The sequence below is a fragment of the Actinophytocola oryzae genome (assembly GCF_004364325.1).
Lineage (GTDB): Bacteria > Actinomycetota > Actinomycetes > Mycobacteriales > Pseudonocardiaceae > Actinophytocola > Actinophytocola oryzae.
In genome coordinates this window covers 69384-91456 of sequence record NZ_SOCP01000006.1, presented here as the reverse complement: position 1 = coordinate 91456, position 22073 = coordinate 69384, and the positions used below count along the sequence as shown (strand labels likewise).

19 protein-coding genes are annotated in these 22073 nt (G+C 69.6%); 12 read left to right on the top strand and 7 right to left on the bottom strand.

Annotation, left to right across the window (positions count from 1 at the left end):
• Positions 1-4: 4 nt before the first annotated feature.
• Entirely contained in the window at positions 5-1276 is a 1272-nt protein-coding gene (locus CLV71_RS18220; protein ID WP_133903999.1) for an acetyl-CoA C-acetyltransferase, read from the bottom strand.
• Positions 1277-1371: 95 nt separating this feature from the next.
• Between CLV71_RS18220 and CLV71_RS18215 the strand changes: the two genes are divergently transcribed.
• The gene (locus CLV71_RS18215; protein WP_133903998.1) at positions 1372-2691 is read left to right on the top strand and encodes a 3-oxoacyl-ACP reductase; all 1320 of its coding nucleotides are present in this window, start codon (positions 1372-1374) and stop codon (positions 2689-2691) included.
• A complete protein-coding gene (locus CLV71_RS18210; protein ID WP_133904322.1) occupies positions 2691-3521 on the top strand; it encodes a MaoC family dehydratase in 831 nt (276 codons plus the stop codon). Before CLV71_RS18215 ends, CLV71_RS18210 begins: the two co-directional genes overlap by 1 nt.
• Here the strand turns inward: CLV71_RS18210 and CLV71_RS18205 are convergent.
• Positions 3518-4153 carry a TetR/AcrR family transcriptional regulator gene (locus CLV71_RS18205; protein ID WP_133903997.1) on the bottom strand — a complete coding sequence of 212 codons (636 nt, stop codon included), beginning with the start codon at positions 4151-4153 and terminating at the stop codon, positions 3518-3520. The genes CLV71_RS18210 and CLV71_RS18205 overlap by 4 nt on opposite strands.
• A gap of 124 nt (positions 4154-4277) precedes the next feature.
• Here CLV71_RS18205 and CLV71_RS18200 point away from each other — a divergent pair, with 124 nt between their 5' ends.
• Positions 4278-4835 carry an SCP2 sterol-binding domain-containing protein gene (locus CLV71_RS18200; protein ID WP_243866550.1) on the top strand — a complete coding sequence of 186 codons (558 nt, stop codon included), beginning with the start codon at positions 4278-4280 and terminating at the stop codon, positions 4833-4835.
• 33 nt (positions 4836-4868) lie between these two features.
• On the opposite strand, the gene CLV71_RS18195 is transcribed toward CLV71_RS18200, so the two are convergent.
• The 3 genes from CLV71_RS18195 to pdhA are packed head-to-tail and all read right to left on the bottom strand — an operon-like array spanning position 4869 to position 8392.
• Positions 4869-6170 carry a dihydrolipoamide acetyltransferase family protein gene (locus tag CLV71_RS18195; protein ID WP_133903995.1) on the bottom strand — a complete coding sequence of 434 codons (1302 nt, stop codon included), beginning with the start codon at positions 6168-6170 and terminating at the stop codon, positions 4869-4871.
• Between the two features lie 3 nt (positions 6171-6173).
• Complete coding sequence (locus CLV71_RS18190) at positions 6174-7190, bottom strand: alpha-ketoacid dehydrogenase subunit beta (protein ID WP_133903994.1); 1017 nt, start codon at positions 7188-7190, stop codon at positions 6174-6176.
• Entirely contained in the window at positions 7190-8392 is a 1203-nt protein-coding gene (gene pdhA, locus CLV71_RS18185) for a pyruvate dehydrogenase (acetyl-transferring) E1 component subunit alpha (protein WP_133903993.1), read from the bottom strand. Before pdhA ends, CLV71_RS18190 begins: the two co-directional genes overlap by 1 nt.
• Before the next feature lie 474 nt (positions 8393-8866).
• On the opposite strand from pdhA, the gene CLV71_RS18180 reads away from it, so the two are divergent.
• A complete protein-coding gene (locus CLV71_RS18180) occupies positions 8867-10309 on the top strand; it encodes a M20/M25/M40 family metallo-hydrolase (protein WP_133903992.1) in 1443 nt (480 codons plus the stop codon).
• Between the two features lie 123 nt (positions 10310-10432).
• On the top strand, positions 10433-11539 hold the full coding sequence (locus tag CLV71_RS18175; protein WP_166664151.1) for an MFS transporter: 1107 nt from the start codon (positions 10433-10435) through the stop codon (positions 11537-11539).
• Here the strand turns inward: CLV71_RS18175 and CLV71_RS18170 are convergent.
• Together CLV71_RS18170 and CLV71_RS18165 are read right to left on the bottom strand one after the other, a co-directional pair.
• Positions 11519-12244 carry an ESX secretion-associated protein EspG gene (locus tag CLV71_RS18170; protein WP_208297611.1) on the bottom strand — a complete coding sequence of 242 codons (726 nt, stop codon included), beginning with the start codon at positions 12242-12244 and terminating at the stop codon, positions 11519-11521. The genes CLV71_RS18175 and CLV71_RS18170 overlap by 21 nt on opposite strands.
• A 79-nt stretch (positions 12245-12323) precedes the next feature.
• Complete coding sequence (locus tag CLV71_RS18165) at positions 12324-12737, bottom strand: hypothetical protein (RefSeq protein WP_133903989.1); 414 nt, start codon at positions 12735-12737, stop codon at positions 12324-12326.
• 158 nt (positions 12738-12895) lie between these two features.
• Here CLV71_RS18165 and CLV71_RS18160 point away from each other — a divergent pair, with 158 nt between their 5' ends.
• The 7 genes from CLV71_RS18160 (at position 12896) to CLV71_RS18130 (ending at position 22070) form a co-directional block, all read left to right on the top strand.
• Positions 12896-15529: an MGH1-like glycoside hydrolase domain-containing protein gene (locus CLV71_RS18160; RefSeq protein WP_243866549.1), complete on the top strand. Its 2634-nt coding sequence runs from the start codon at positions 12896-12898 to the stop codon at positions 15527-15529.
• A 93-nt stretch (positions 15530-15622) separates the two neighbouring features.
• Positions 15623-16606 (top strand): ABC transporter substrate-binding protein, encoded by a 984-nt coding sequence (locus tag CLV71_RS18155; RefSeq protein WP_133903987.1) that lies wholly within the window; start codon positions 15623-15625, stop codon positions 16604-16606.
• Between the two features lie 2 nt (positions 16607-16608).
• Entirely contained in the window at positions 16609-17529 is a 921-nt protein-coding gene (locus CLV71_RS18150) for an amino acid ABC transporter permease (RefSeq protein WP_133903986.1), read from the top strand.
• 14 nt (positions 17530-17543) lie between these two features.
• Positions 17544-18308, top strand: coding sequence for an amino acid ABC transporter ATP-binding protein (locus CLV71_RS18145; protein ID WP_133904321.1), 765 nt, complete (start codon positions 17544-17546; stop codon positions 18306-18308).
• A gap of 50 nt (positions 18309-18358) precedes the next feature.
• Positions 18359-19267, top strand: coding sequence for an asparaginase domain-containing protein (locus CLV71_RS18140; RefSeq protein WP_243866548.1), 909 nt, complete (start codon positions 18359-18361; stop codon positions 19265-19267).
• A gap of 141 nt (positions 19268-19408) precedes the next feature.
• Positions 19409-21634 carry a hypothetical protein gene (locus CLV71_RS18135; RefSeq protein WP_133903985.1) on the top strand — a complete coding sequence of 742 codons (2226 nt, stop codon included), beginning with the start codon at positions 19409-19411 and terminating at the stop codon, positions 21632-21634.
• Between the two features lie 142 nt (positions 21635-21776).
• On the top strand, positions 21777-22070 hold the full coding sequence (locus tag CLV71_RS18130; RefSeq protein WP_243866591.1) for a GroES family chaperonin: 294 nt from the start codon (positions 21777-21779) through the stop codon (positions 22068-22070).
• The last annotated feature ends 3 nt before the right edge of the window (positions 22071-22073 follow it).

The following is a 22073-nucleotide window of genomic DNA, read 5'->3' as shown; positions in this document are numbered from 1 at the left end:
CTGGTCAGGCTGCTTCGAGGACGGCGGTCACACCCTGACCGCCTGCGGCGCAGATTGAGATCAGGCCCCTGCCCTCGCCCTTCTCGTGGAGCAGCTTGGCCAGTGTGGCCACGATCCTTGCTCCCGTTGCGGCGAACGGGTGGCCCGCCGCCAGCGACGACCCGTTCACGTTGAGCTTGCTCCGGTCTATGGCGCCCAACGGTTCGTCCAGGCCGAGGCGGGACTTGGCGAAGTCCGAGTCCTCCCACGCCGCGAGGGTTGCCAGCACCTGAGAGGCGAAGGCCTCGTGGATCTCGTAGAAGTCGAAGTCCTGCAGGGACAGGCCGGCCCGCGCCAACATCCTCGGGACCGCGTAGGCCGGGGCCATGAGCAGGCCCTCCCGCCCGTGGACGTAGTCGACCGCCGCCGTCTCCGTGTGCGTCAAGTACGCCAGCACCGGCAGACTTCGTTCCCTGGCCCACTCTTCCGACGCCAGCAGCACGGTCGAGGCGCCGTCCGTCAGCGGGGTGGAGTTGCCCGCGGTCATCGTGCCGTCCTTGCCGCCGAACACCGGCTTCAACTTCGACAGCTTGTCCGCCGTCGAGTCCGCGCGCAGGTTCGCGTCCCGGGTCAGGCCCAGGTACGGGGTCAGCAGGTCGCCGAAGAAGCCGCGTTCGTAGGCAGCGGCCAGTTTCTGGTGGGAGGCCGCGGCCAGCTCGTCCTGCGCCTCGCGGGTGACGCCCCACTCCCTGGCGGTGATCGCGGCGTGCTCGCCCATGGACAAACCCGTGCGCGGCTCCGCGTTCCTCGGGATGTCCGGGACTATCTGCGTCGGGCGGATCCTGGCCAGTGCCCGAAGGCGTGCGCCGAGGGACTTCGCCCTGTTCAGCTCCAGGAAGATCTGACGCAGGTCCTCGTTCACGCCGAGCGGCGCGTCGCTCGTGGTGTCCACGCCACCCGCCACACCCGCCTCGATCTGCCCCAGCGCGATCTTGTTCGCCACCTGGATCACGGCCTGCAGACCCGTGCCGCACGCCTGCTGGAGGTCGTACGCGGGAGTCTCCGGGGACAGCCTGCTGCCGAGCACGCTTTCCCTCGTCAGGTTGAAGTCCCTGCTGTGTTTCAGGACCGCGCCGGCGGCCACCTCGCCAAGCCGCTCGTCCTGCAGGCCGAAACGGCTCACCAGGCCGTCCAGTGCCGCGGTGAACATGTCCTGGTTCGACGCCGTCGCGTAGGTCTTGTTCGACCTGGCGAACGGGATGCGGTTGCCGCCGACGATCGCCACCCTGCGAGCCATGTCTCGATCACCTTCCTCCCGAGTGGCAATCCTAACCTACTCACGAGTAGGCTACGGGTCGAGTGCGGCTCTGAACACACATGGGAGCGGAGAGCATGACCGACCGTTACCAGCAGTTTGCCCGGTCCGGCGTCGGCAGGCAGATCGTGCGCAGGCTCGGTCTGCCCAATCCCGTGCCCCTGCGGCGGTTCTCACCCGACCAGACCGCGATCGACGGTCCTGCCCTCGTCGGCGGGAACGGCCGGCTCGGGGACACCGTCGCCTCGGTGCTGAAGGCCCTCGGTGCCGAGGTCGCCGACGGAGAGCGTTACGGGGCGCTGGTGTTCGACGCCACCGGGATCGACGAGCCCGCGAAACTGCGGGAGCTGTACGACTTCTTCCACCCGGTCATGCGCAGGATCGGCACCTGTGGACGGGTCGTCGTGCTCGGCACGCCGCCGGAGGGCGACAGCCGCGCCGCCATCGCCCAGCGTGCACTCGAAGGTTTCACCCGGTCGGTCGGCAAGGAGCTGACCCGGGGTGCGACCGCCCAGCTCGTCTACGTCGCGCCGGGGTTCGAGGCCGCTGCCGAGTCCACGTTGCGGTTCCTGTTGTCCGCCAAGTCGGCCTTCGTCGACGCCCAGGTCATCCGCATCGGCACGCTCGGTGGCCAGAGCGTCGAGCCGGAGGACTGGGACAAGCCACTGCGGGGCAAGGTCGCGCTCGTCACCGGCGCCTCCCGCGGCATCGGTGCCTCGATCGCCGAGGTACTCGCCAGGGACGGGGCGCACGTCGTCGCACTCGACATCCCCGCGCAGGGCGCCGAACTCTCCGAGGTCGCCAACAGGGTCAGGGGATCCTCGCTCCAGCTCGACATCACCGCGCAGGACGCGCCGGCCGAGCTGGTGCGTTATTTCACCGAGCGACACGGTGGCGTCGACATCGTCGTCCACAACGCCGGAATCACCAGGGACAAGCGGCTCGCCAACATGTCCGACGGCGCCTGGGACTCGGTCATCGCGGTCAACCTGTCGAGCCAGCTCGCCGTCAACGACGCGCTGCTCGACGCGGATGTCCTGCGGGCCAACGGAAGGATCGTCGGCGTCTCCTCCATCGCGGGCATCGCCGGGAACAACGGGCAGACCAACTACGCCACCAGCAAGGCCGGTGTGATCGGGATGGTCGACGCCTACGCACCCGTGCTCGCCGCGCGTGGCGCCACGATCAACGCGGTCGCGCCGGGGTTCATCGAGACGAAGATGACCGCCGCCGTGCCACTGTTCGTCCGGGAGGCCGGGCGGCGGATGAGCAGCCTCGCACAGGGCGGGCTGCCGGTCGACGTCGCGGAAACCATTGCCTGGTATGCCAGTCCGGCGTCCGGTGCGGTCAACGGGAACGTCGTGCGGGTGTGCGGCCAGAGTCTGCTGGGGGCGTGATGGTCGAGCTGTCCGCACCGCCCAGCCTGCGGGTGCTCTACCCGAAGGCCGTGCTCACGGGGTTTCGCCGCAAGGGCGGTGAGCTGCCCGACACCGTCTACACCCTCTCCGGCGTCACCACCGATCCCACGCATCTCGCCGCGTACGACAGGGTCTGCGGGTTCCGGCTCACCGACGAGCTGCCGGCCACCTACCCGCACGTGCTCACGTTTCCGTTGCAGATCAAGCTGATGTCCGGTTCGGACTTCCCGTTCCCGTTGGTGGGATCGGTGCACGTGGCCAACCGGATCACGACGGTCCGGCCGTTGCGCATCGACGAGAAGCTCGACCTGCGCGTGCGCCTGGAGAACCTGCGGGACCACCCGAGGGGCCGTCAGTTCGACGTGGTCAGCGAGGCGTACGTCGACGGCGAGGTCGTGTGGACCGACGTGTCCACCTACCTGCGGCGGGGCGGCGGGTCCGGCGGCGGGGAGAAGTCCGGGCACGCCGGGCCACCTGAGCCAACGGCGGTCTGGCGCGTCCCCGACGACACCGGGCGGCGCTACGGCGAGGTGTCCGGTGACCGCAACCCCATCCACCTCTACAGGCTGACCGCCAGGATGTTCGGGTTCCCCAGGGCCATCGCGCACGGCATGTGGACCAAGGCCCGCTGCCTCGCGGCCTTCGAGGGACGGCTGCCCGACGCCTACACCGTCGACGTGGCGTTCAAGCTGCCCGTGCTGCTACCGGCCAGGGTTGGGTTCGCCGCGGCGGACACGGACGGCGGCCGACGCTTCGACCTCTTCGACGCGAAGTCCGGCAAGCCGCACCTGACCGGCGAGATCTCCTAGCTGGGGTGCCAGGACGCGCCCTCGACCAGGCCGCCGAAACCCATCCACACCAGGTTCATCAGGCGCGAGGCCACCACACGGCTCGGGACGTCCGGGTTGTCCAGCCACCAGTCCGCGAGGGACTCCGCCGCACCGACCAGTGCCGCGGCGAGCGACTCCGTGGCGTTGTCGTCGAGGCCCTCGGACGTGGCCACCCGCACCAGCAGCGCGTCCACCAGGCTGATCGCCTGCCTGCGCATGGTCAGCAGCTCCTCCGAGTACGGACCGCCCTGCGAGATCGACTGGCGGTGGATGACCTGCCAGCTCTCGCGGTGCGTGCCGACGTACTCGAAGAACGCCGCGAGTCCGTGCCACAGCTGCATGTCCGGGCGCAGCTCCGTGCGTACCCCGGCGGCCACGGCCTCCAGCAGACGTGTTGCCTCGCGGTGGATGCACGCGGCGAACAGGTCCTCCTTGGACCCGAGGTAGGCGTAGATCATCGGCTTGGACACGCCTGCCACGTCGGAGATCTCGTCCATCGACGCGTCGTGGTAGCCGCGTTCGGAGAAGACCGTCACCGCGGCGTCGAGGATCTGGCGCTCACGAACATCGCGCGGGAGCCGCTTGACCCGCCGCCGGTCTTCAACGGTCACCGATCCTCCAACGTCCGGGCAATCCTTGCCAGCGTACCGACTCGAACGTAGCGTTACCCGTCAGTAGGTAAGGGGTCGTATGCGAATCAGGCGCAAACCGGGAGTCTCGACGGCGAGTGGCCCGGTGGTCAACAGTACGGTCGACATCGACGCGTTCGCCAGAGCCGTGGACCCGGAGCTGCTCGACGAGCCGCAGTTCGTGCAGCTCATCGACGTGATGGACATGCTCGGCCGCGCAGGCACCGGTGTCAACCTGGCCGCCATGCGCACCGAGACGTTCGTCTGGTTCGTCTCCCGCGCCTCGACCGCGCAGCTCGACAGCCTGATGGCACACCCACACCTGCGGCACGTGGTACTCGGTGAGATCTTCCGCCGCATGACCGAGCACCTCGACCCGAAGCGCGCCGCGAAGGTCGATGCGGTCGTGCACTGGCGCTTCACCGGCGCCGTCGAGGACTACGACCGCTTCGAGACCGTGATCGAGAACGGCACGTGCCGCTCCGGCACCGAGCCGACCGCCGACCCGCGAGTGACACTGACGCTCGCGCCCGCCGACTTCCTGCGCGTGGTGACCGGCGGCGTCAACGTGGCCATGCTCTTCATGCGCGGCAGGGTGAAGGTCAGGGGCGACATCGCGTTCGCGGCAGGCCTCATCAACTACTTCGACCTGCCGCGACCGTAGGTGGGTGGCGGCGCCACCCACCTACGCACGCGGTCAGAACGTGATCGCCATGGCGGGGTCGGCCAGGACGGCACCGACGTCCGCGAGGAACTGCGAGCCCTGCTGCCCGTCGACGACCCGGTGGTCGAAGCTCAGCGACAGCTGGCACACCTTCCGCACCCTGATCTCGCCGTCGACGACCCACGGCATGTCCTTGATCGCGCCGAGCGCCAGGATCGCGGACTCGCCGGGGTTGATGATCGGCGTGCCGGTGTCGACGCCGAAGACGCCGACGTTCGTGATCGTGATGGTGCCGTTCAGCATGTCCGCCGGGCTGGTCTTCCCGTCCCGCGCGGTGACCGTGAGCTGTTCCAGTGCCAGGGCCAGCTCGCGGAGCGACATCCCGTCGGCGTCGCGGACCTTCGGCACCACGAGGCCGCGCGGCGTGGCGGCCGCGATGCCGAGGTGCACGTAGTCCTTGTAGACGATCTCCTCGCCCGCCCACGTCGCGTTCACGTCCGGGGTCCGCCGCACCGCGAGGCACACGGCCTTCGCGGCGAACGTCAGCGGCGTGATCTTGACGTCGCGGAACGCGGGATGGCTCTTGAGCCTGGCCCGCAGCTCCATCATCGGCGTGACGTCGACGGTCAGGAACTCGGTCACGTGCGGAGCGGTGAACGCGCTCTCGACCATGGCCTGCGCGGTCATCTTCCGCACGCCCTTGACCGGGACCCGCCGCTCGCGCCCACCCGTGGTCACGACAGGAGCCGTCGTGGCCTCCGCAGCCCGTTGCACGTCCTCGCGCGTGACCACCTCGCCGGGCCTGGCCAGCGACCGCAGGTCCACGCCGAGGTCCTTGGCCAGCTTGCGGACCGGCGGTTTCGCCAGCGGCACCAGTCCGGCGGGCTCGAGCAAGGCCGCCGGCGTGTCCGGCACGGTGACCGGCTCCGGCTCGACGGGCGGCGCGGTCACGGGCGCGACCGTGGCCGCCGCCGCTGCGTCCTTGCGGGCCCGGCGCTTGGTGGTCGTGGCCTTCGGGCCGTAGCCGACGAGCATGGCCTGCCCGTTGGTCTCGGCGGGGGCCGCCGCGACAGGAGCCGCGGCGCCACCAGGGTCGATGTCGATCGTGACGATCGGCTGGCCGACGTTGACGGTCTCACCTGGCTGCGCGTGCAGCTCGGTCACCACGCCCGCCCACGGGCACGGCAGCTCGACCGCCGCCTTCGCCGTCTCGATCTCGACGATGATCTGGTTGACCGCGACCTCGTCGCCCGGCTTGATGTGCCACGCGAGGATCTCGGCGTCGACCAGGCCTTCCGCCGTGTCGGGCAGCGGGAACACCTTGAGATCAGGCATGCCTCACCAGCCAAGCGAGCGGTCGACGGCGTGGAGCACCCGGTCGAGGTCGGGGAGGAACTCCTCCTCGAGCTTCGACGGCGGGTAGGGCGTGTCGAACCCGGTCACCCGCAGGACAGGTGCCTCCAGCGAGTAGAAGCACTCCTCCTGGACACGCGCCGCGATCTCCGAGGACAGCGACGCCTCGGACGGCGACTCGGCGGCGACGACCAGGTGCCCGGTGCGCCGCACCGACTCGAAGACCGGCCCGAGATCCATCGGGGACAGCCCACGCAGGTCGATGACCTCGAGCTCCTTGCCCTCCTCGGCCGCGGCAGCGGCGGACTCCAGGCAGGTCTTGACCGTCGGCCCGTAGGCCACGACCGTCGCGTGCGTGCCCCTGCGCAGCACCCGCGAGGAGAACAGCGGCGCGGGCGACGCGTCGAAGTCCAGCTCCGCCTTCTCGTAGTAGCGCCGCTTCGGCTCGAAGAACACCACCGGGTCGTCGCACTGGATGGCCTGCTGGATCATCCAGTAGGCGTCGACCGGGTTCGAGCACGAGACGACCTTGAGGCCCGCGGTGTGCGCGAAGTAGGACTCCGGCGACTCCGAGTGGTGCTCGACCGCACCGATGCCGCCGCCGAACGGGATGCGGATCACGAGCGGCAGGTTGATCTTGCCCTGGCTGCGGTACCGCAGCTTCGCCACCTGCGACACGATCTGGTCGAACGCGGGGAAGACGAACCCGTCGAACTGGATCTCGCAGACCGGCCGGAAACCGCGGATCGCGAGGCCGACGGCCGTGCCGATGATGCCGGACTCGGCCAGCGGCGTGTCCAGCACGCGCTGCTCGCCGAAGTCCTTCTGCAGCCCGTCGGTGATGCGGAAGACGCCGCCGAGCTTGCCGACGTCCTCACCCATGATGATGACCTTGGGGTCCGCCTCCATCGCCGCACGAAGACCCATGTTGAGGGCCTTGCCAAGCGTGATGGTCTGCGTACTGGCCTTCTGCTCGGACTTGTCCATGACTGGTGCCGCCATCAGTGCTCACCCTCGAATCCGGACGCGTACTCGAGGAAGTTGTCGCGCTGCTTGTCCAGCACGGGGCTCGCCTCCGCATAGACCTGGGAGAACATGCGATCGGGGCCCGGCGTCGGCATGTTGACGCAGAACTCCCGAAGCTCCGCCGCGAGGGCGTCGGACTCGGCCTGGACCTCGTCGAAGAAGGCGTGGTCGGCGTGCTCGTGGCGGACCAGGTGCACGCGCACCCGCTCGATCGGGTCCTTGAGCTTCCACGCCTCCAGCTCGTCGGAGAGCCGGTAGCGGGTCGGGTCGTCCGTGGTGGTGTGTGCGTCCATGCGGTAGGTGAACGCCTCGATCAGGACCGGGCCGTTGCCGTGGCGGCACTGGTCGAGTGCCCAGCGGGAGACCGCGAGGGTCGCGAGCACGTCGTTGCCGTCCACGCGGATGCCGGGGAAGCCGTAGCCGCGGGCGCGTTGGTAGAGCGGCAGCCGGGACTGGCGCTCGGTGGGTTCGGAGATGGCCCACTGGTTGTTCTGGCAGAAGAACACGAGCGGCGCGTCGTACACCGACGCCCACACGAAGCCCTCGTGCACGTCGCCCTGCGAGGTGGCGCCGTCGCCGAAGTAGACGATCGTGGCCTCGCCGTCGTCGTCGCCGACCTTGCCCTCGAAGCGCTGGCCCATGGCGTAGCCTGCCGCGTTCAGCACCTGGTTGCCGATGACGATCGTGTACAGGTGGAAGCGCTTCTCGATGGGATCCCACGAGCCGTGGTCCGTGCCGCGGAAGATCCCCAGCAGCTCGGTCGGGTGCACGCCGCGGGTCCACGCGACGCCATGCTCCCGGTAGCTCGGGAACGCCATGTCCTGCGGTTTCATCGCTCTGCCCGAGCCGACCTGGGCGGCCTCCTGGCCGAGCAGCGGCACCCAGATGCCGAGCTGGCCCTGGCGCTGCAGTGCGTTGGCCTCACGGTCGACGCGGCGGGTGAGGACCATGTCGCGGTAGAGGTTCCGCAGGTCCTCGTCGGTGACGTCGGCCACGTACGGATCCCACTCCGCGTCGTTGACCCGCTCACCCTCGGGGGTCAGGAGCTGTACCAGCTCCGGGCCACCCTCACTTGTCGCTCGCAAGCCCGCGATCACCTGCTCTGCGGTCGGCGAGGCCGCGGTGGCGGCCGGCGCGACCCCGGGTTCCGGGTGCGTCCACTGTTCTGGGGACGACATGCGCTCTCCTATTGATGTCGACGCCGGGCGTTCGCTTGTGGCGGCCGCGCGCGGCCGCGCCCGCGACGGTCACCAGCCCGGGTGGGGTGGTTCTTTTCCGCCGCTGGCGCTGACGGTTTCGAGGTCCATCCTGGCATGTGGGAGCCCGCCCCGGTGAGGTCCGAACGTCGGCATTCGCCGTTTGGTACCCCGCTGAGCTGCGGAAACCGTTGGACAACCGACATTAGGGTGTTCACGGGGACGAGTGTGACCACCTCCTGGCGCGCTGTGAACACGGCAGCTCAGAGCCGCCGGCCGCCGGACTCGCGTCGGGCCGGTGCGGCGCCCCCGAGACCGGCCACGGGGCCGTTCGGCCACACAGACCATCAGTAGAGTGATCTGCGTCACTCTTCATGCTAGTCGCGTTCGGTCGAGGACCCCCCGCCGCGGGCTGGAGACCGGCCTTGCGTGCTGCGACCCGCCTGGTAAGGCAATATCGCGGGGGTGGACACCGCTGCGCTGCGTACAACCGTGAACGGGACCTGGGACTCGGACATCCTGCCGAGCCTGTCCGACCTGGTGAGGATCCCGGCCGTGTCGAAGCTGTTCGACCCGAACTGGCCGGTCACCGGCCATCTCGACAGGGCGGCCGAGCACCTGCGCGCGTGGCTGTCCGCCCGCGAGATCCCCGGCGCGACGGTCGAGATCCTGCGCCTGCCCGGGCTGACCCCGGTCGTCCTGATGGACGTCCCGGCGTCGGAGGACATGCCGTCGGACGGTGGCACGGTGCTGCTGTACGGCCACCTGGACAAACAGCCTCCCGTGGGCGGCTGGTCGGAGGGCCTCGACCCGTGGATCCCGGTGATCCGCGGCCACCGGCTGTACGGGCGCGGCGCGGCCGACGACGGCTACTCCGGCTACGCGGCGACGTCGGCGATCGAGGCGGTACGCGCGACCGGGGGCAGGCACGCGCGGTGCCTGGTACTGCTGGAGACCTCGGAGGAGTCGGGCAGCCCGGACCTGGACGCGTACCTGGAGGCGTACCGGGCGAGGCTGGGTGACATCTCGCTGGTGGTGTGCCTTGACGCAGGTGGCCAGGACTACGAGCGCCTGTGGCTGACGACGTCCCTGCGTGGCCTCTGCTCGGTGACGGCGACGGTCACGGTCCTCGAGTCCGGCCAGCACTCCGGCACAGCGAGCGGCGTGGTGCCCAGCTCGTTCCGGATCTTCCGACAGCTGCTGGACCGGATCGAGGACTCCCGCAGCGGCGAGATCCTGCTTCCCGAACTGCACGGCGACCTCCCCGCCGACCGGGCAGGCGAGATGAAGGCGCTGGCCGACGTGGCCCCCGGCGCTGCGGCGAACGCGTTCCCGCTGGTGGAGGGCATGTCGGCGGCGGCGGACAGCGACTACGAGCTGATGGTCAACAACGCGTGGCGGCCCACGCTGTCGGTCATCGGCGCCGCCGGACTGCCGCTCCCGGAGGACGCGGGCAACGTCCTGCGCCCGTTCACCACGCTGACGCTGAGCTTCCGGCTGCCGCCGCTGGTGGACGCGCACGCGGCGCTGGCCGCGGTGAAGCGGGCACTGACCACGGACGTGCCCTACGGGGCGAAGGTGACCCTGTCCCGCGAGGAGACCGGCCCGGGTTGGAACGCCCCGTCGACGGCCGACTGGCTGCAGAAGGCGCTGGACGTCGTGAGCACCGAGGTCTTCGGCGGCAACCAGTGCGTGCCGCTGGGGCTCGGCGGCTCGATCCCGTTCATGGGCTCCCTCGGCGAGGCGTACCCGAACGCCCAGTTCGTGGTGACGGGCGCACTGTCCTCGGACAGCAACCCCCACGTCCCGGACGAGTGGCTGCACATCCCGCAGGCGAAGCGGGTGACGGAGTCGGTGGCCCTGATCCTGAACGCCCACGCGGAGGCCCACCAGGCCTGAACCCCGGCGGGGACGGGGCTCGGAAACCGGTCGTGACCGGTGCCACTTCGGGCTACTATCGCGACCATGCGCGCATGGTTCCGACATTGATCTGACCTAGCACCACACGTCCCGGCGACCCTGGTGGCGTCGCTGCTGCTCGTCCGCTTCTTCGACGAGACGGTGGCGTACCTGCCGTACGCGTCGGTGGAGTCCATCCGTACGGACGTCCACCTGACGTACGCCCAGGCCGGTTTCCTGCTGTTCCTGTACCCGGCTGTCGGCCTGCTCACCACACCGTTCGGCGTGTTGGTCGACCGCGCGAACCGCAGGCTGCTCGCCGCACTGGGCGGCACCGGCTACGGCGTGGGCCTGTGCCTCTTCGCCATGGCAGGCGACTTCTGGACGCTGCTCGTGGCGGTGTGCGTCATGGGCACGCTCGGCGACCTGCTGGTCCAGGCGGCCGAGGTCTCGCTGGTGGAGGTCGCGGGCGACAACGCGGAACCGGCGCTGGCCAGGGCGAACCTGCTGGGTGCGGTCGGCGACCTGGCCGGCCCGCTGCTGCTGGCCGCCGCGCTGTGGTCCGGCCTCGGCTGGCGGGCGGCCTTCTGGGCGGCGGGGGTGGCGATGGTCGCGTACGGCGTGTTGCTGGCGACCCGCCCACTCCCGCACCCGTCACCGCCGGACGAGGAGAAGAGCGCGCTGAACGCGTTGCTGGAGGTGGCGAAGGACCGGCGCGTGCTCGTGGCGGGCCTGCTGGTCGCCGTGATCGTGGCGTTCGACGACACGTTCATCGGCTTCGCGATGGCGTTCCTGACCACGGGCCACGACCTGTCCCCGGTGGTGGTGACGGTGGCGACCGGGGCGGGTATGGCGGGCGGTGTGGCCGCGGCGGCGTGGGCGAGCCGGACCGGGGGCAGGCGGGTGAGCCTGCGCACGTGCGCGCTGGTGCTGGCGGCAGGCGTGTTCCTGCTGGTGGTGTTCCCGGGTGCGGTGACGGCTGCGGTCGCGATGGCGCTGGTGGGCGCCGCGGTGAACCTGGCGTGGATCATCCTGCAGGCGAGGTACATGACTCTTCGCCCCGGCCAGGTCGGCACGACGTCGGCGGTGGCGGAGGCGGTGGCCCAGCTGGGAGTGACGGCCCCGCTGATCACGGGGCTGCTGGCCGGCAAGGCCGGGCTGCCCGCGGCGATGTGGCTGTACGCGGCGCTCGCGATGGTGTTCGTGGCGTCAACGTACCGTGCGCGCTAGCTCCGACAGCCTGTCGCTGATCAGTCGCGGGGTGCCGGGTGCGACGCGGATCCACCTCTCCTGCCGCGACTGGCCGACGGACAGCACCCACCGCCCGTCGACGAGGTCGAGGACGGTGACCCAGCGGCTGGACCGCGTCCGCACCCCCTGGTCGTCCTTCTTGGCGGCGTAGATCTTGGTGACGAAACGGCGCCGAACGTCGAGGAGGGCGTCCAGGCGCCGAGCCGCCTCCGGCCGCGCGGCTGACGACCGCCGCATGACACTCCCCGGAGCCCGCGACCCGGCATGGAAATCGGCGTGGCTGACCGAGATGGCGTCCCCCTGACCGGCGGGAACGTCGGGGAGGTTCGCCACGAGGGTGTCGAGGGTCCGCTCGGCGTCACACCGCTCGAAGGAGACGCTGTCACCGGACCGCCTGAGGCTGACGGCATGCCGTCCGTGGGAGGCGACGAGGATCCCGTAGTGCTCGTCGACCCCGGTGACCCAGCCGTAGAACTCGGTGGTGGCCCGCTGGACGACACCCACCATGTCGACGAAGTCGAGGTAGTCCGCCTCGTTCCCGAGCCCGGCCTCGGCCAGCTCCCGCCGGAACACCTCGGCCGCGACCCGGGAGAACCGGGGCGAGAAGTAGCGCTCGCCACCGGCGAAGATCGTGTGCGGCTCCCCGAGGTTCTCCTTCTGCAGAAGACTGAACAGTGGAGACACGGAGATCTCCACGGCACGCCCGGCTCTCATCAGTCCTCGTATTCGTCGTCGCCACTGACCTGGGGCGCGGTCGGCGCGCTCAGATTCCCGGCTGTGCGGCCGGTTCGTCTGGTCGCTCGTCCACCGACCTGGTGAACGCGATCACGCTGTGGTGTTCCTGGCCCAGGTAGTCGTCCAACGTGTCCTGCAGGAGCTGGGCCTGCTTGATACAGAGCCAGTAGTTCTCGGTCAGATACCGGAGGTAGGCCGTGCCCGACGTGTTCGCCGAGCCGGCCATCGCCTCGCTGGCGAAGTCGTTGCCGGGAGGTGCCACCGCGCCGAGTCCGGTCCGCCGCAGGGAGCCGTTGTAGTGGTCCGCCAGCTCGACCCACTTCTGGACCAGCGCCCGCAGGGTCGCCTCGTCGTAGACGAAGCTGCCGCCCGCACCCGCTCCGCTGTCCGCGATCTCGCTCAGGCTCCGGGGGCCGGACCCCTGGTTCAGCTCGCCGCCCATCCGGTGCTCCCCCTGCCGGCAGTGATCTTACGAACGCGCTCGGTAGTCGAGAATACGACATACCCGCACCCGAGGTGCCCGCTTCCGGCAACCGGCATGATTGGGGCATGGGCTCCAGCCGCACAGCTGAACACGATCGGTTGGCCGAATCCGACGCCATGAACTCACCGTGGCGGTTCTGGGGTCCCTACCTCGCCGCCCGGCAGTGGGGCACCGTCCGCGAAGACTACTCTCCGTACGGAGACGCCTGGGACTACTTCACGTTCGAGCACGCGCGGTCGCGCGCCTACCGCTGGGGTGAGGACGGGATCGCCGGCATCTGCGACCGGCACGGCTTCCTGAACTTCGCCGTCGCGATGTGGAACGGGCAGGACGAGATCCTGAAGGAGCGGTACTTCGGGCTCACCAACGGCGAGGGCAACCACGGCGAGGACGTCAAGGAACACTGGTGGGTGCTCGACGGCACGCCGACGCACTCCTGGATGAAGGTCCTCTACCGCTACCCGCAGGCCGCCTTCCCCTACCGGGAGCTGCGCGCACAGGCCGCCGAGAGCCGCCGCGACGAGCGGGAGCCGGAGCTCGCCGACACCGGGGTGCTCGCGGACGACCGCTTCTTCGACGTCGAGGTCACCTACGCCAAGGCGGCCGCGAACGACATCTGCGTCGAGATCACCGCCACCAACCGCGGCCCGGAGGCCAGACCCCTGCATCTGTTGCCACAGCTGTGGTTCCGCAACACCTGGTCGTGGGGCAGGGACGCCCGCCGCCCCGCGCTCATCGCCTCCACGACACAGGGCTGGACACGCGTCGTCGCCGAGCACTCCAGGATCGGGCGCTACACCCTTCAGGCCAGTGGGAACCCGACGATGCTCGTCACCGACAACGAGACCGACGAGATGGCCCTGTTCGGCCGCGGCAGAAACCCCAGCCGCTACAACAAGGCCGGGATCGACGACCACGTCGTGCGCGGGATCGACGACTCGTGCCAGGTCGTCGGGAAGGGCGCCGCCTCGCAGCCCGGCACGAAGGCCGCGGCCTGGTACCACTTCCCGTCCGTCGCACCCGGCGAGGAGGTGACGGTCAAGCTGCGGCTCATCGCCGGGAACGGGCACGGACGCGCGTTCGGGCGCACCTTCCGCAACACCGTCGCCCAGCGCCGCAAGGAAGCCGACGACTTCTACGCCAGCGTGATCCCCAACAAGGACCAGCAGGAGCGCTCGGTCGTGCGCAGGGCGCTCGCCGGTCTCATGTGGACCAAGCAGATCTACCGCTTCCGCCTGCGGCACTGGCTCGAGGGCGACCCGGCCAACCCGCCCGCGCCGAACGAGCGGACGAGGCCGGGTGGTCGCAACGTCCACTGGCGACACCTCGACGTCGCCGACGTGCTGTCCATGCCGGACGAGTGGGAGTACCCCTGGTTCGCGGCGTGGGACCTCGCCTTCCACATGATCCCGTTCGCGATGGTCGATCCCGCGTTCGCCAAGGACCAGCTGCTGCTCATGTGTCGTGAGTGGATGATGCACCCGGACGGACAGCTGCCCGCGTACGAATGGGAGTTCGGCGACGTCAACCCGCCGGTGCACGCGTGGGCCGCGCTGCAGGTGTACTTCGCCGAGCGGCACCGGCGTGGCTCCGGCGACCGGGTGTTCCTCGCGCGGGTGTTCCACAAGCTGCTGCTCAACTTCTCGTGGTGGGTCAACCGCAAGGACCCCGAGGGCAACTACCTGTTCGAGGGCGGCTTCCTCGGCATGGACAACATCGGCCCGGTCAACCGGTCCGAGCGGCTGCCGGAGGACTGGCGGTTCGAGCAGTCCGACGCCACCTCGTGGATGGCGACCTACGCACTGCACCTCATGCGCATCGCACTCGAGCTGGCACGCCACGACGAGGCCTACGAGGACGTCGCGACGAAGTTCGTCGAGCACTTCCTGTCCATCGCGCAGGTGTCGGCGCGGTTCGGGTCCGCGTCACGCGGGATCTGGGACGAGCAGGACGGGTTCTGCTACGACCTCGTCTCACGCACGCACGGCGACGGCTCGGTCGAGTCCGTGCCGGTACGCGTGCGGTCGATGGTGGGCCTGATCCCGGTGCTCGCGTCCGCGGAGCTGGAGCCGTGGGTGTTCGTCGAGCTGCCGCACTTCGCGGCGCGGCTCAACTACCTGCTGCACCACCAGCCCGAGTTCGGCCAGTTCATCACCTGGGGTGCAGGCGACCGGGGCGCACTGCTGTCGCTGCTCGACGAGGACAAGCTGCGGCGCGTGCTCGCCCGCATGCTCGACGAGGCGGAGTTCCTCTCGCCGCACGGGATCCGCTCGCTGTCGGCAGCACACCGCGACGGCCTGGTCGTGGAGGTCGCCGGGCAGCAGCACTGGCTACGCTACGAACCCGGCGAGTCACACACGCCGATGTTCGGCGGCAACTCCAACTGGCGCGGCCCGGTCTGGTTCCCGACCAACGCGCTGCTCGTGCAGGCGCTCCACAAGATCGACGCCTTCCACCACGGCCGGTTCACCGTGGAGCTGCCGACCGGCTCTGGCCGGGTCATGCCCCTCGGCCAGGCCGCGGGCGAGCTGGCCGAGCGGCTCGCGGGCCTGTTCCTGCCGAACGGGGACGGCAGGCGGCCCGCGAACGGCAAGCGCATCGAGTCCAGTGACTCTCCGCTGTGGTCCGAACATGTCACGTTCAGTGAGTTCTTCGACGGAGACACAGGTGAGGGCCTCGGCGCGACACACCAGACCGGGTGGACGGCCCTGGTGGCGGCATTGATCACTGGATGGCCCCGCGCATGGTGACACGTCCGTAACATGCGGAGCCTGTGCTCAGCGCATCCCAAATGGCAGGATTCGCTGGACTCAGACCACGACTGAGGCTCGAGGAGTGACGACGTGTCCCGTACCCGCTTGTCCGTGCTCACTGTGCTGTGCGCCGCCGCGACGTTGCTCGCGGCAGGCTGTGGAGCCACGACCGAGAAGCCGTCCGGCGACGACAGCGCCGGTGGCGGGAGCCAGTGCACGCCGGGTGATCCGTCCGACCTCCCCGACCCGAAGCCGCTGGCGGTCGACGCGGCGGCGGACAGCGCGCTCGGCGCGCAGGTGCCGGACGCCATCAAGGCCGACGGCAAGATCGTCATCGCGACGGACGCCTCCTACGCCCCCAACGAGTACACGCTCGAGGGCTCCGACGAGATCGTCGGCATGGACGTCGACCTCGGCAAGGCGATCGGCAAGGTGCTCGGCACCGAGGTCGAGTTCGTCAACGCCTCGTTCGACGGCATCCTGGCCGGCATCCAGGCCAACCGCTACGAGCTCGGGATGTCGTCGTTCACCGACACCAAGGAGCGCGAGCAGACGGTCGACTTCGTGACCTACCTCGAGGCAGGCACCTCGACGATGGTCCGCAAGTGCAACCCGAAGAACATCAACTCGATCGAGGACCTCTGCGGCAAGAAGGTGGGCGCCGAGAACGGCACCACCCAGCTCGACCAGCTCAACCAGGAGGACGTCGAGGGCTCGGTCGTCAAGGCGTGCAAGGAAGCCGGCAAGGACGCACCGGTCGCGCAGGGCTTCCCGAAGCAGACCGACGTCAACGCGGCACTGCAGGCGAACCGGATCGACGCGTACATGGCGGACAGCCCGGTAGTCGACTACGCGGTGAAGAAGACCGGCAACGCCTTCGAGAAGGCCGGTGACGACACCGACACCGCGCCGTACGGCATCGCGGTCCCGAAGACCGGCGGCACCTTCAAGGACGCGGTGCAGGCCGCCGTCCAGAAGCTGATCGACGACGGCACCTACAAGAAGATCCTCGACAACTGGGGTGTCGCCGACGGCGCCATCACCGAGGCGAAGGTCAACGGGGCCATCTACTGAGCATGTCCACCCCCGAAACCGTCGAGCAGGAGGACCGGAAACCGCCCGAGCAGATCGTGGCGGTTCCGGTGCGGCACCCCGGCCGTTGGGTGATGGCCGCGGTGCTGCTCGTCCTCGCCGCGATGCTGGTCAACAGCCTGGTGACCAACCCGGCCTGGCGCTGGGACGTCGTCTGGCAGTTCCTGTTCTCCTCTCGGGTGTTGTCGGGGCTGTGGGTGACCATCGAGCTGACGCTGCTCGCGATGGTCATCGGCGTGGTGCTGGGCATCGTGATCGCGATCATGCGGTTGTCGCCCAACCCGATCGTCTCCACGATCGCCTGGCTCTACGCCTGGTTCTTCCGGGGCACTCCCGTGCTGGTCCAGGTCATCTTCTGGTCCTTCATCGCGATCCTGTACCCGACGCTCTCGCTGGGCATCCCGTTCGGCCCGGAGTTCGTGTACTTCGACTCGAACCTGCTCATCCCGATCTTCGCGGGCGCGGTGCTCGGGTTCGGGCTGAACGAGGCCGCGTACATGTCGGAGATCGTGCGCGCCGGGATCCTGTCGGTGGACGAGGGACAGACCGAGGCGGCCGAGGCACTCGGCATGACCAGGCTCAAGATCCTGCGCCGGATCGTGCTGCCACAGGCCATGCGGGTGATCATCCCGCCGACCGGCAACGAGACCATCTCGATGCTCAAGACCACCTCGCTCGCGAGTGTGATCGCGGTCGGCGACCTGTTCACCCAGGTGCAGCTCATCTACGGCGGCAACCTCCAGCAGGTGCCGCTCCTCGTCGTGGCGAGCATCTGGTACCTGGTCCTGACCTCCCTGCTGTCGATCGCCCAGTACTTCATCGAGCGCCGGTTCTCCCGAGGGTCCGTCCCCGCCCGCAAGGCCGGGTTCTTCGGGCTGGGCCGGCCGAAATCGGGGCTGGCATGACTGAACCGAGTGGCATCACGCCGATGGTCAGGTCCGAGGGCGTCCACAAGTACTTCGGACGCCTCGAGGTCCTCAAGGGCATCGACCTCCAGGTCATGCCGGGCGAGGTCATGTGCGTGATCGGCCCGTCCGGCTCCGGCAAGTCGACGTTCCTGAGGTGCATCAACCACCTCGAGAAGCTCACCGCGGGCAAGCTCTGGGTCGACGGCGAGCTGGTCGGGTATCGCCAGAAGGGCGACAAGCTCTACGAGCTGCGCGAGAACGAGGTCGCCGCGAAGCGCCGCGAGATCGGGATGGTCTTCCAGCGCTTCAACCTGTTCCCGCACATGACCGTGTGCGAGAACGTGATGGAGGCGCCGATCCAGGTCAGGGGCGTGGCCAGGTCGGCGGCCCGCGAGCGTGCGCTGACGTTGCTCGACAGCGTCGGCCTCGCGGACAAGGCCACGGCCTATCCCCGTGAGCTGTCCGGTGGCCAGCAGCAGCGGGTGGCGATCGCCAGGGCCCTCGCGATGGACCCGAAGCTGATGCTGTTCGACGAGCCCACCTCCGCCCTCGACCCCGAGCTCGTCGGCGAGGTGCTGACGGTCATGCGCAGGCTCGCCGAGGACGGCATGACGATGGTGGTCGTCACCCACGAGATGGGCTTCGCCCGTGAGGTCGGCGACACCCTGGTGTTCATGGACGGCGGTGTGGTCGTCGAGCAGGGCGACCCGCGCGAGGTCATCCCGAACCCGCAGCACGAACGGACGAAGGCGTTCCTCGGCAAGGTTCTCTCGTAGCGATCGCGGTTCGGTGGCACGCGCCGGGTGAACGGGTGGATAGTCGTGTGGTGACCCTGCTGCTGATCGCGACGGGCGACCTCATCGCCCAGAGAGCGGCGAGCGTCGCCACCGGGCGCGAGCTGCTCGAGCTGGCCGACCCGCCACCGGAGCGGGTGGTGGTGGAGGACGTGCTGGCCGAGCCGTCCTGGGACACGTCGGTGTCCACCCAGCTCGCGCTCGCCCGCCGCGTCCGCAAGGCACTGGCCGAGGACGAGTTCACCGGCGTCGTGGTCACCCACGGCGTCGACACGCTGGAGGAGACGGCGTTCCTGGCCGACCTCCTGGCAGGCCCCGCACGCGGCGGCATCGTGTTCACCGGCGCCCTGCGCTCGCTTGGCGACGCCGCTCCGGACGGTCCGGCGAACCTCACCGCGTCCCTCACCGCGGCGGCCGACCCTGCTCTGCGCGGCGCCGGCGCGGTGGTGTGCCTGGGCGACGAGCTGCACGCGTCCCGCTGGGCGGCCCTGCGCAACGGCGGCTTCTCGTCGACCCCGCACCCCCTGCTGGGCCGCATGGTGGACGGCAAGGTCCGGCTCACGTCGGCGCCCCCGCCCCGCCCGCCCCATCCGGACGGCGAGCCCGAGACGGACATCGCGCTGCTGAAGACCTACCCGGACATGCCTCCCTCCCTGCTCACCACGGTGACCGACCTCGGCGCCCTCGGTGTGGTGCTGGAAGGCACCGGCGGGGGCAACGTGCCGGTCGAGCTGTTCGGCACGATCACGGAGCTGACGAGCATGGACATCCCGGTGGTCGTCGCCTCACGCGCGCACACCACCGAGATCGGCCTGGTCGAACGCATGGGCGCCATCAGCGCGGCAGGCCTGAGCGCCCAGAAGGCCCGCATGGCGCTGATGGTGGCCCTGAGCAAGGGCGGGGGCTACAAGGCGGCGGTCCGCTACTTCGGCAGCCTCTGACCACGAACCCGGCGCTGGTGGGAACGGTCCCCTCACCGGGGTGCGACGCTGATCATGGTGTTGTTGTGCCATGGGAACCGGGGACGAGCGGCAGGCGTCGCACTGTCCGGCGTTTCCTTTGTCTTGTGCGGGGGGCTCCTGATGACGGAAGAACCGCTTGGGCGCAGGCTGGATCCCTTCGATCCGCAGCCACCCGACTGGGCGCGGGTGCGTGCGGACGAGGTCGTACGTCAGGTCTTCGCCTTCGAACCGGGGTCCGCGGGGCTGGGGCTGCCCGGCGGATGGGGTCGGCGGCGGCCGACCACGCCCCCGGTGCTCCGGTTCTCGGACAGGTACATCGTCGGGGTGCTCGACCTGCGTGCCGTCGAGTTCCTGCACCTCCTGGAGTTCGTGCGCTGCCGGTTCGAGGAGCCGCCGGACCTGCGGCAGGCCAAGATCGCCGGCTGTGAGTTCGACACGTGCTGGCTGCCCGGCATCGAGGGTCGGAACCTCTACAGCGACAACGACCTGCGGCTCGTCGGCGGCACCAGGGTGGAGGGCAAGGTCGACCTCACCGACGCCGAGGTCAGCGGGTCGCTGGACCTCACCCGTGCCCGGTTGACCAATGTCGGCGGCTACGCGCTGCACGCCGACCGGTTGCAGCTCGCGGGCGCCCTGCTCGCCGCCAACCTCGAGGTGCGCGGTCAGATGCGCATCCCCGGCCTGCGTACCGGCGGCAACATCAACCTGGCCGGCGCGCTGCTGGACAGCCCCGAGGGGTACGCCCTGGACGGGAACGGCCTGCACGTGGGCGGCAACCTCCAGTGCATCCCCACCAGCGAGCGCCGGTTCCAGTCCACCGGGCGGCTCTACCTGCCGAGCGCGAAGATCGACAGCGACTTCTCACTGCGTGGCGCGCTGCTGCGGCCCGCGGCGGAGGACTACAACGACGGCGGTAACCAGCGGTTCTTCGACCCCCGCGCGACGTTGATCGCCGACCGGATGCAGGTGTCCGGCAACGTCGACCTGGACAAGGACCTGGTCAGCACGGGGACGCTGCGGATCGTCAACGCCCACATCGGCGGGTCGCTTCGCCTGTCCGGCGCGACCATCGACCTGTCGGACGGGACGGAGCCGTTCGAGGAGCGGACCGGCGCCACACTGCCCGGCCCGTACGAACACCGCGCGCTGCACCTGGACGGCACCGAGGTCGGCGGCGGCATCGACGCCCGTGACACCCGGATCGCCGGGCAGGTGCGGCTCGTCGACGTCAGTGCCCACGGCAGCGTCGTGCTCGACGGCTCGGTCCTCAGCAACCGCAACGGGGACGTGGTCGAGGGCAGGCGGTTCACCACCGGCGGCAACCTCGACGCCCGCGGCGTGGTCGTGTTCGGCTCGATCCTGCTGCCCGAGGCGAGCATCGGCGCCAACTTCGACCTGCGGTTCAGCCGCCTGGTCAACCCCGGCCGGTACCGGCGCGACCAGTCGCGGAAGCCGTCGGTGGACCTGCGGGTCGCCCAGATCGGCCGGGACCTCGTGTGCGCGCGGGGTGAGCGGCAGGCGTTCTCCGCGCAGGGCGAGATCCGGATCCGGCGCGCCGAGATCGGCCGCCAGACCAACTTCCAGGGCGCCGAGCTGGGGTCGCGGCTCAGTGAGACCGCGATCAACGCGTACGGGCTGATCACCCAGGAGCTGCGGGTCGACGTGGCGTCCCCGCCGCGCGGGCAGGTCAACCTCCGACACGCCCGCTGCGCGACCCTGGCCGACAACGACAAGTTCTGGGACGCCACCGGACACATCTCGCTCCACGACTTCCGCTACGACGCGCTCGCCGAGCCCATCGAGCTGGACGACGACGAGCAGGTCGCCCACCGGCTCAAGCTGCTGCGCAACGCCATGGGCGACATCTACCGGCCGGGCCCGTACGACCAGCTCGCCGCCATGCTGCGCAACAGCGGCAACGAGGAGCACGCCGCCACGGTGCTCATCGACAAGCAGCGGTGGCGGTACTCGGCCCTCGCCGACGGGTACCGGATCCTGGGTTTCCCCGTGCGGCTGTGGAGCTGGCTGCAGCGTTCGATGGTCGGCTACGGCTACCGGCCGATGCGTGCCCTGCTGTGGCTCGTCGCGCTGCTCGTCGGCGGCTCGGTCTGGTTCTCGCTGCAGCCGAGACCGGTCGAGGCCAACGCCGACGACCACCTCGTGTGGAACCCGCTGCTCTACACCCTCGACCAACTGGTGCCCATCGTCGACTTCGGCCACAAGAACAGGTGGCACTTCGAGGGAGCGTCCCAGTGGATCACGGCCGGGCTGGTGGCGGCGGGCTGGATCCTGGCGACCACCGTCGCCGCGGGCATCACCCGCATGTTGCGTCGTTCGTCCACGTAGCGAAAACGCTGGAATTCACCCGTGTGAGTGGCCGCACCGAACACGCCGCCGAATGCTTCCCGTCATGGCGGAGGCGGCACGCGGACGGCACAAAGCCGACGGTTACCATTCCTCGGTGCCAGAACTCAAACTCGAGATCCAGATGCTGCACGACAGAGTGCTCGTGCAGCTCTCTCCCGAGGAAGGGGAACGGCGAAGCACCGGTGGCATCGTCATCCCGGCTACCGCGCAGATGGCCAGGCGCCTCGCGTGGGGGGACGTCCTCGGGGTCGGCACCAACGTGCGCAACGTCAAGGTCGCCGACCGGGTGCTGTTCAACCCCGAGGACCAGCTGGAAGTCGAGGTCCAGGGACGAACTTACCTGGTGATACGCGAGCGCGACCTGCACGCCATCGCCAGCGAGCGGATCGAGCACGGCACAGGGTTATACCTCTAGGGG

What these genes read in the sequence shown, in the direction of transcription:
- CLV71_RS18160 (WP_243866549.1), top strand. Translation starts at nt 12,896, where the DNA reads ATGAACTCACCGTGGCGGTTCTGGGGTCCCTACCTCGCCGCCCGGCAG.
- CLV71_RS18220 (WP_133903999.1), bottom strand. Translation starts at nt 1,276, where the DNA reads ATGGCTCGCAGGGTGGCGATCGTCGGCGGCAACCGCATCCCGTTCGCC.
- CLV71_RS18195 (WP_133903995.1), bottom strand. Translation starts at nt 6,170, where the DNA reads ATGCCTGATCTCAAGGTGTTCCCGCTGCCCGACACGGCGGAAGGCCTG.
- CLV71_RS18135 (WP_133903985.1), top strand. Translation starts at nt 19,409, where the DNA reads ATGACGGAAGAACCGCTTGGGCGCAGGCTGGATCCCTTCGATCCGCAG.
- CLV71_RS18215 (WP_133903998.1), top strand. Translation starts at nt 1,372, where the DNA reads ATGACCGACCGTTACCAGCAGTTTGCCCGGTCCGGCGTCGGCAGGCAG.
- pdhA (WP_133903993.1), bottom strand. Translation starts at nt 8,392, where the DNA reads ATGTCGTCCCCAGAACAGTGGACGCACCCGGAACCCGGGGTCGCGCCG.
- CLV71_RS18130 (WP_243866591.1), top strand. Translation starts at nt 21,777, where the DNA reads ATGCTGCACGACAGAGTGCTCGTGCAGCTCTCTCCCGAGGAAGGGGAA.
- CLV71_RS18150 (WP_133903986.1), top strand. Translation starts at nt 16,609, where the DNA reads ATGTCCACCCCCGAAACCGTCGAGCAGGAGGACCGGAAACCGCCCGAG.
- CLV71_RS18210 (WP_133904322.1), top strand. Translation starts at nt 2,691, where the DNA reads ATGGTCGAGCTGTCCGCACCGCCCAGCCTGCGGGTGCTCTACCCGAAG.
- CLV71_RS18190 (WP_133903994.1), bottom strand. Translation starts at nt 7,190, where the DNA reads ATGGCGGCACCAGTCATGGACAAGTCCGAGCAGAAGGCCAGTACGCAG.
- CLV71_RS18165 (WP_133903989.1), bottom strand. Translation starts at nt 12,737, where the DNA reads ATGGGCGGCGAGCTGAACCAGGGGTCCGGCCCCCGGAGCCTGAGCGAG.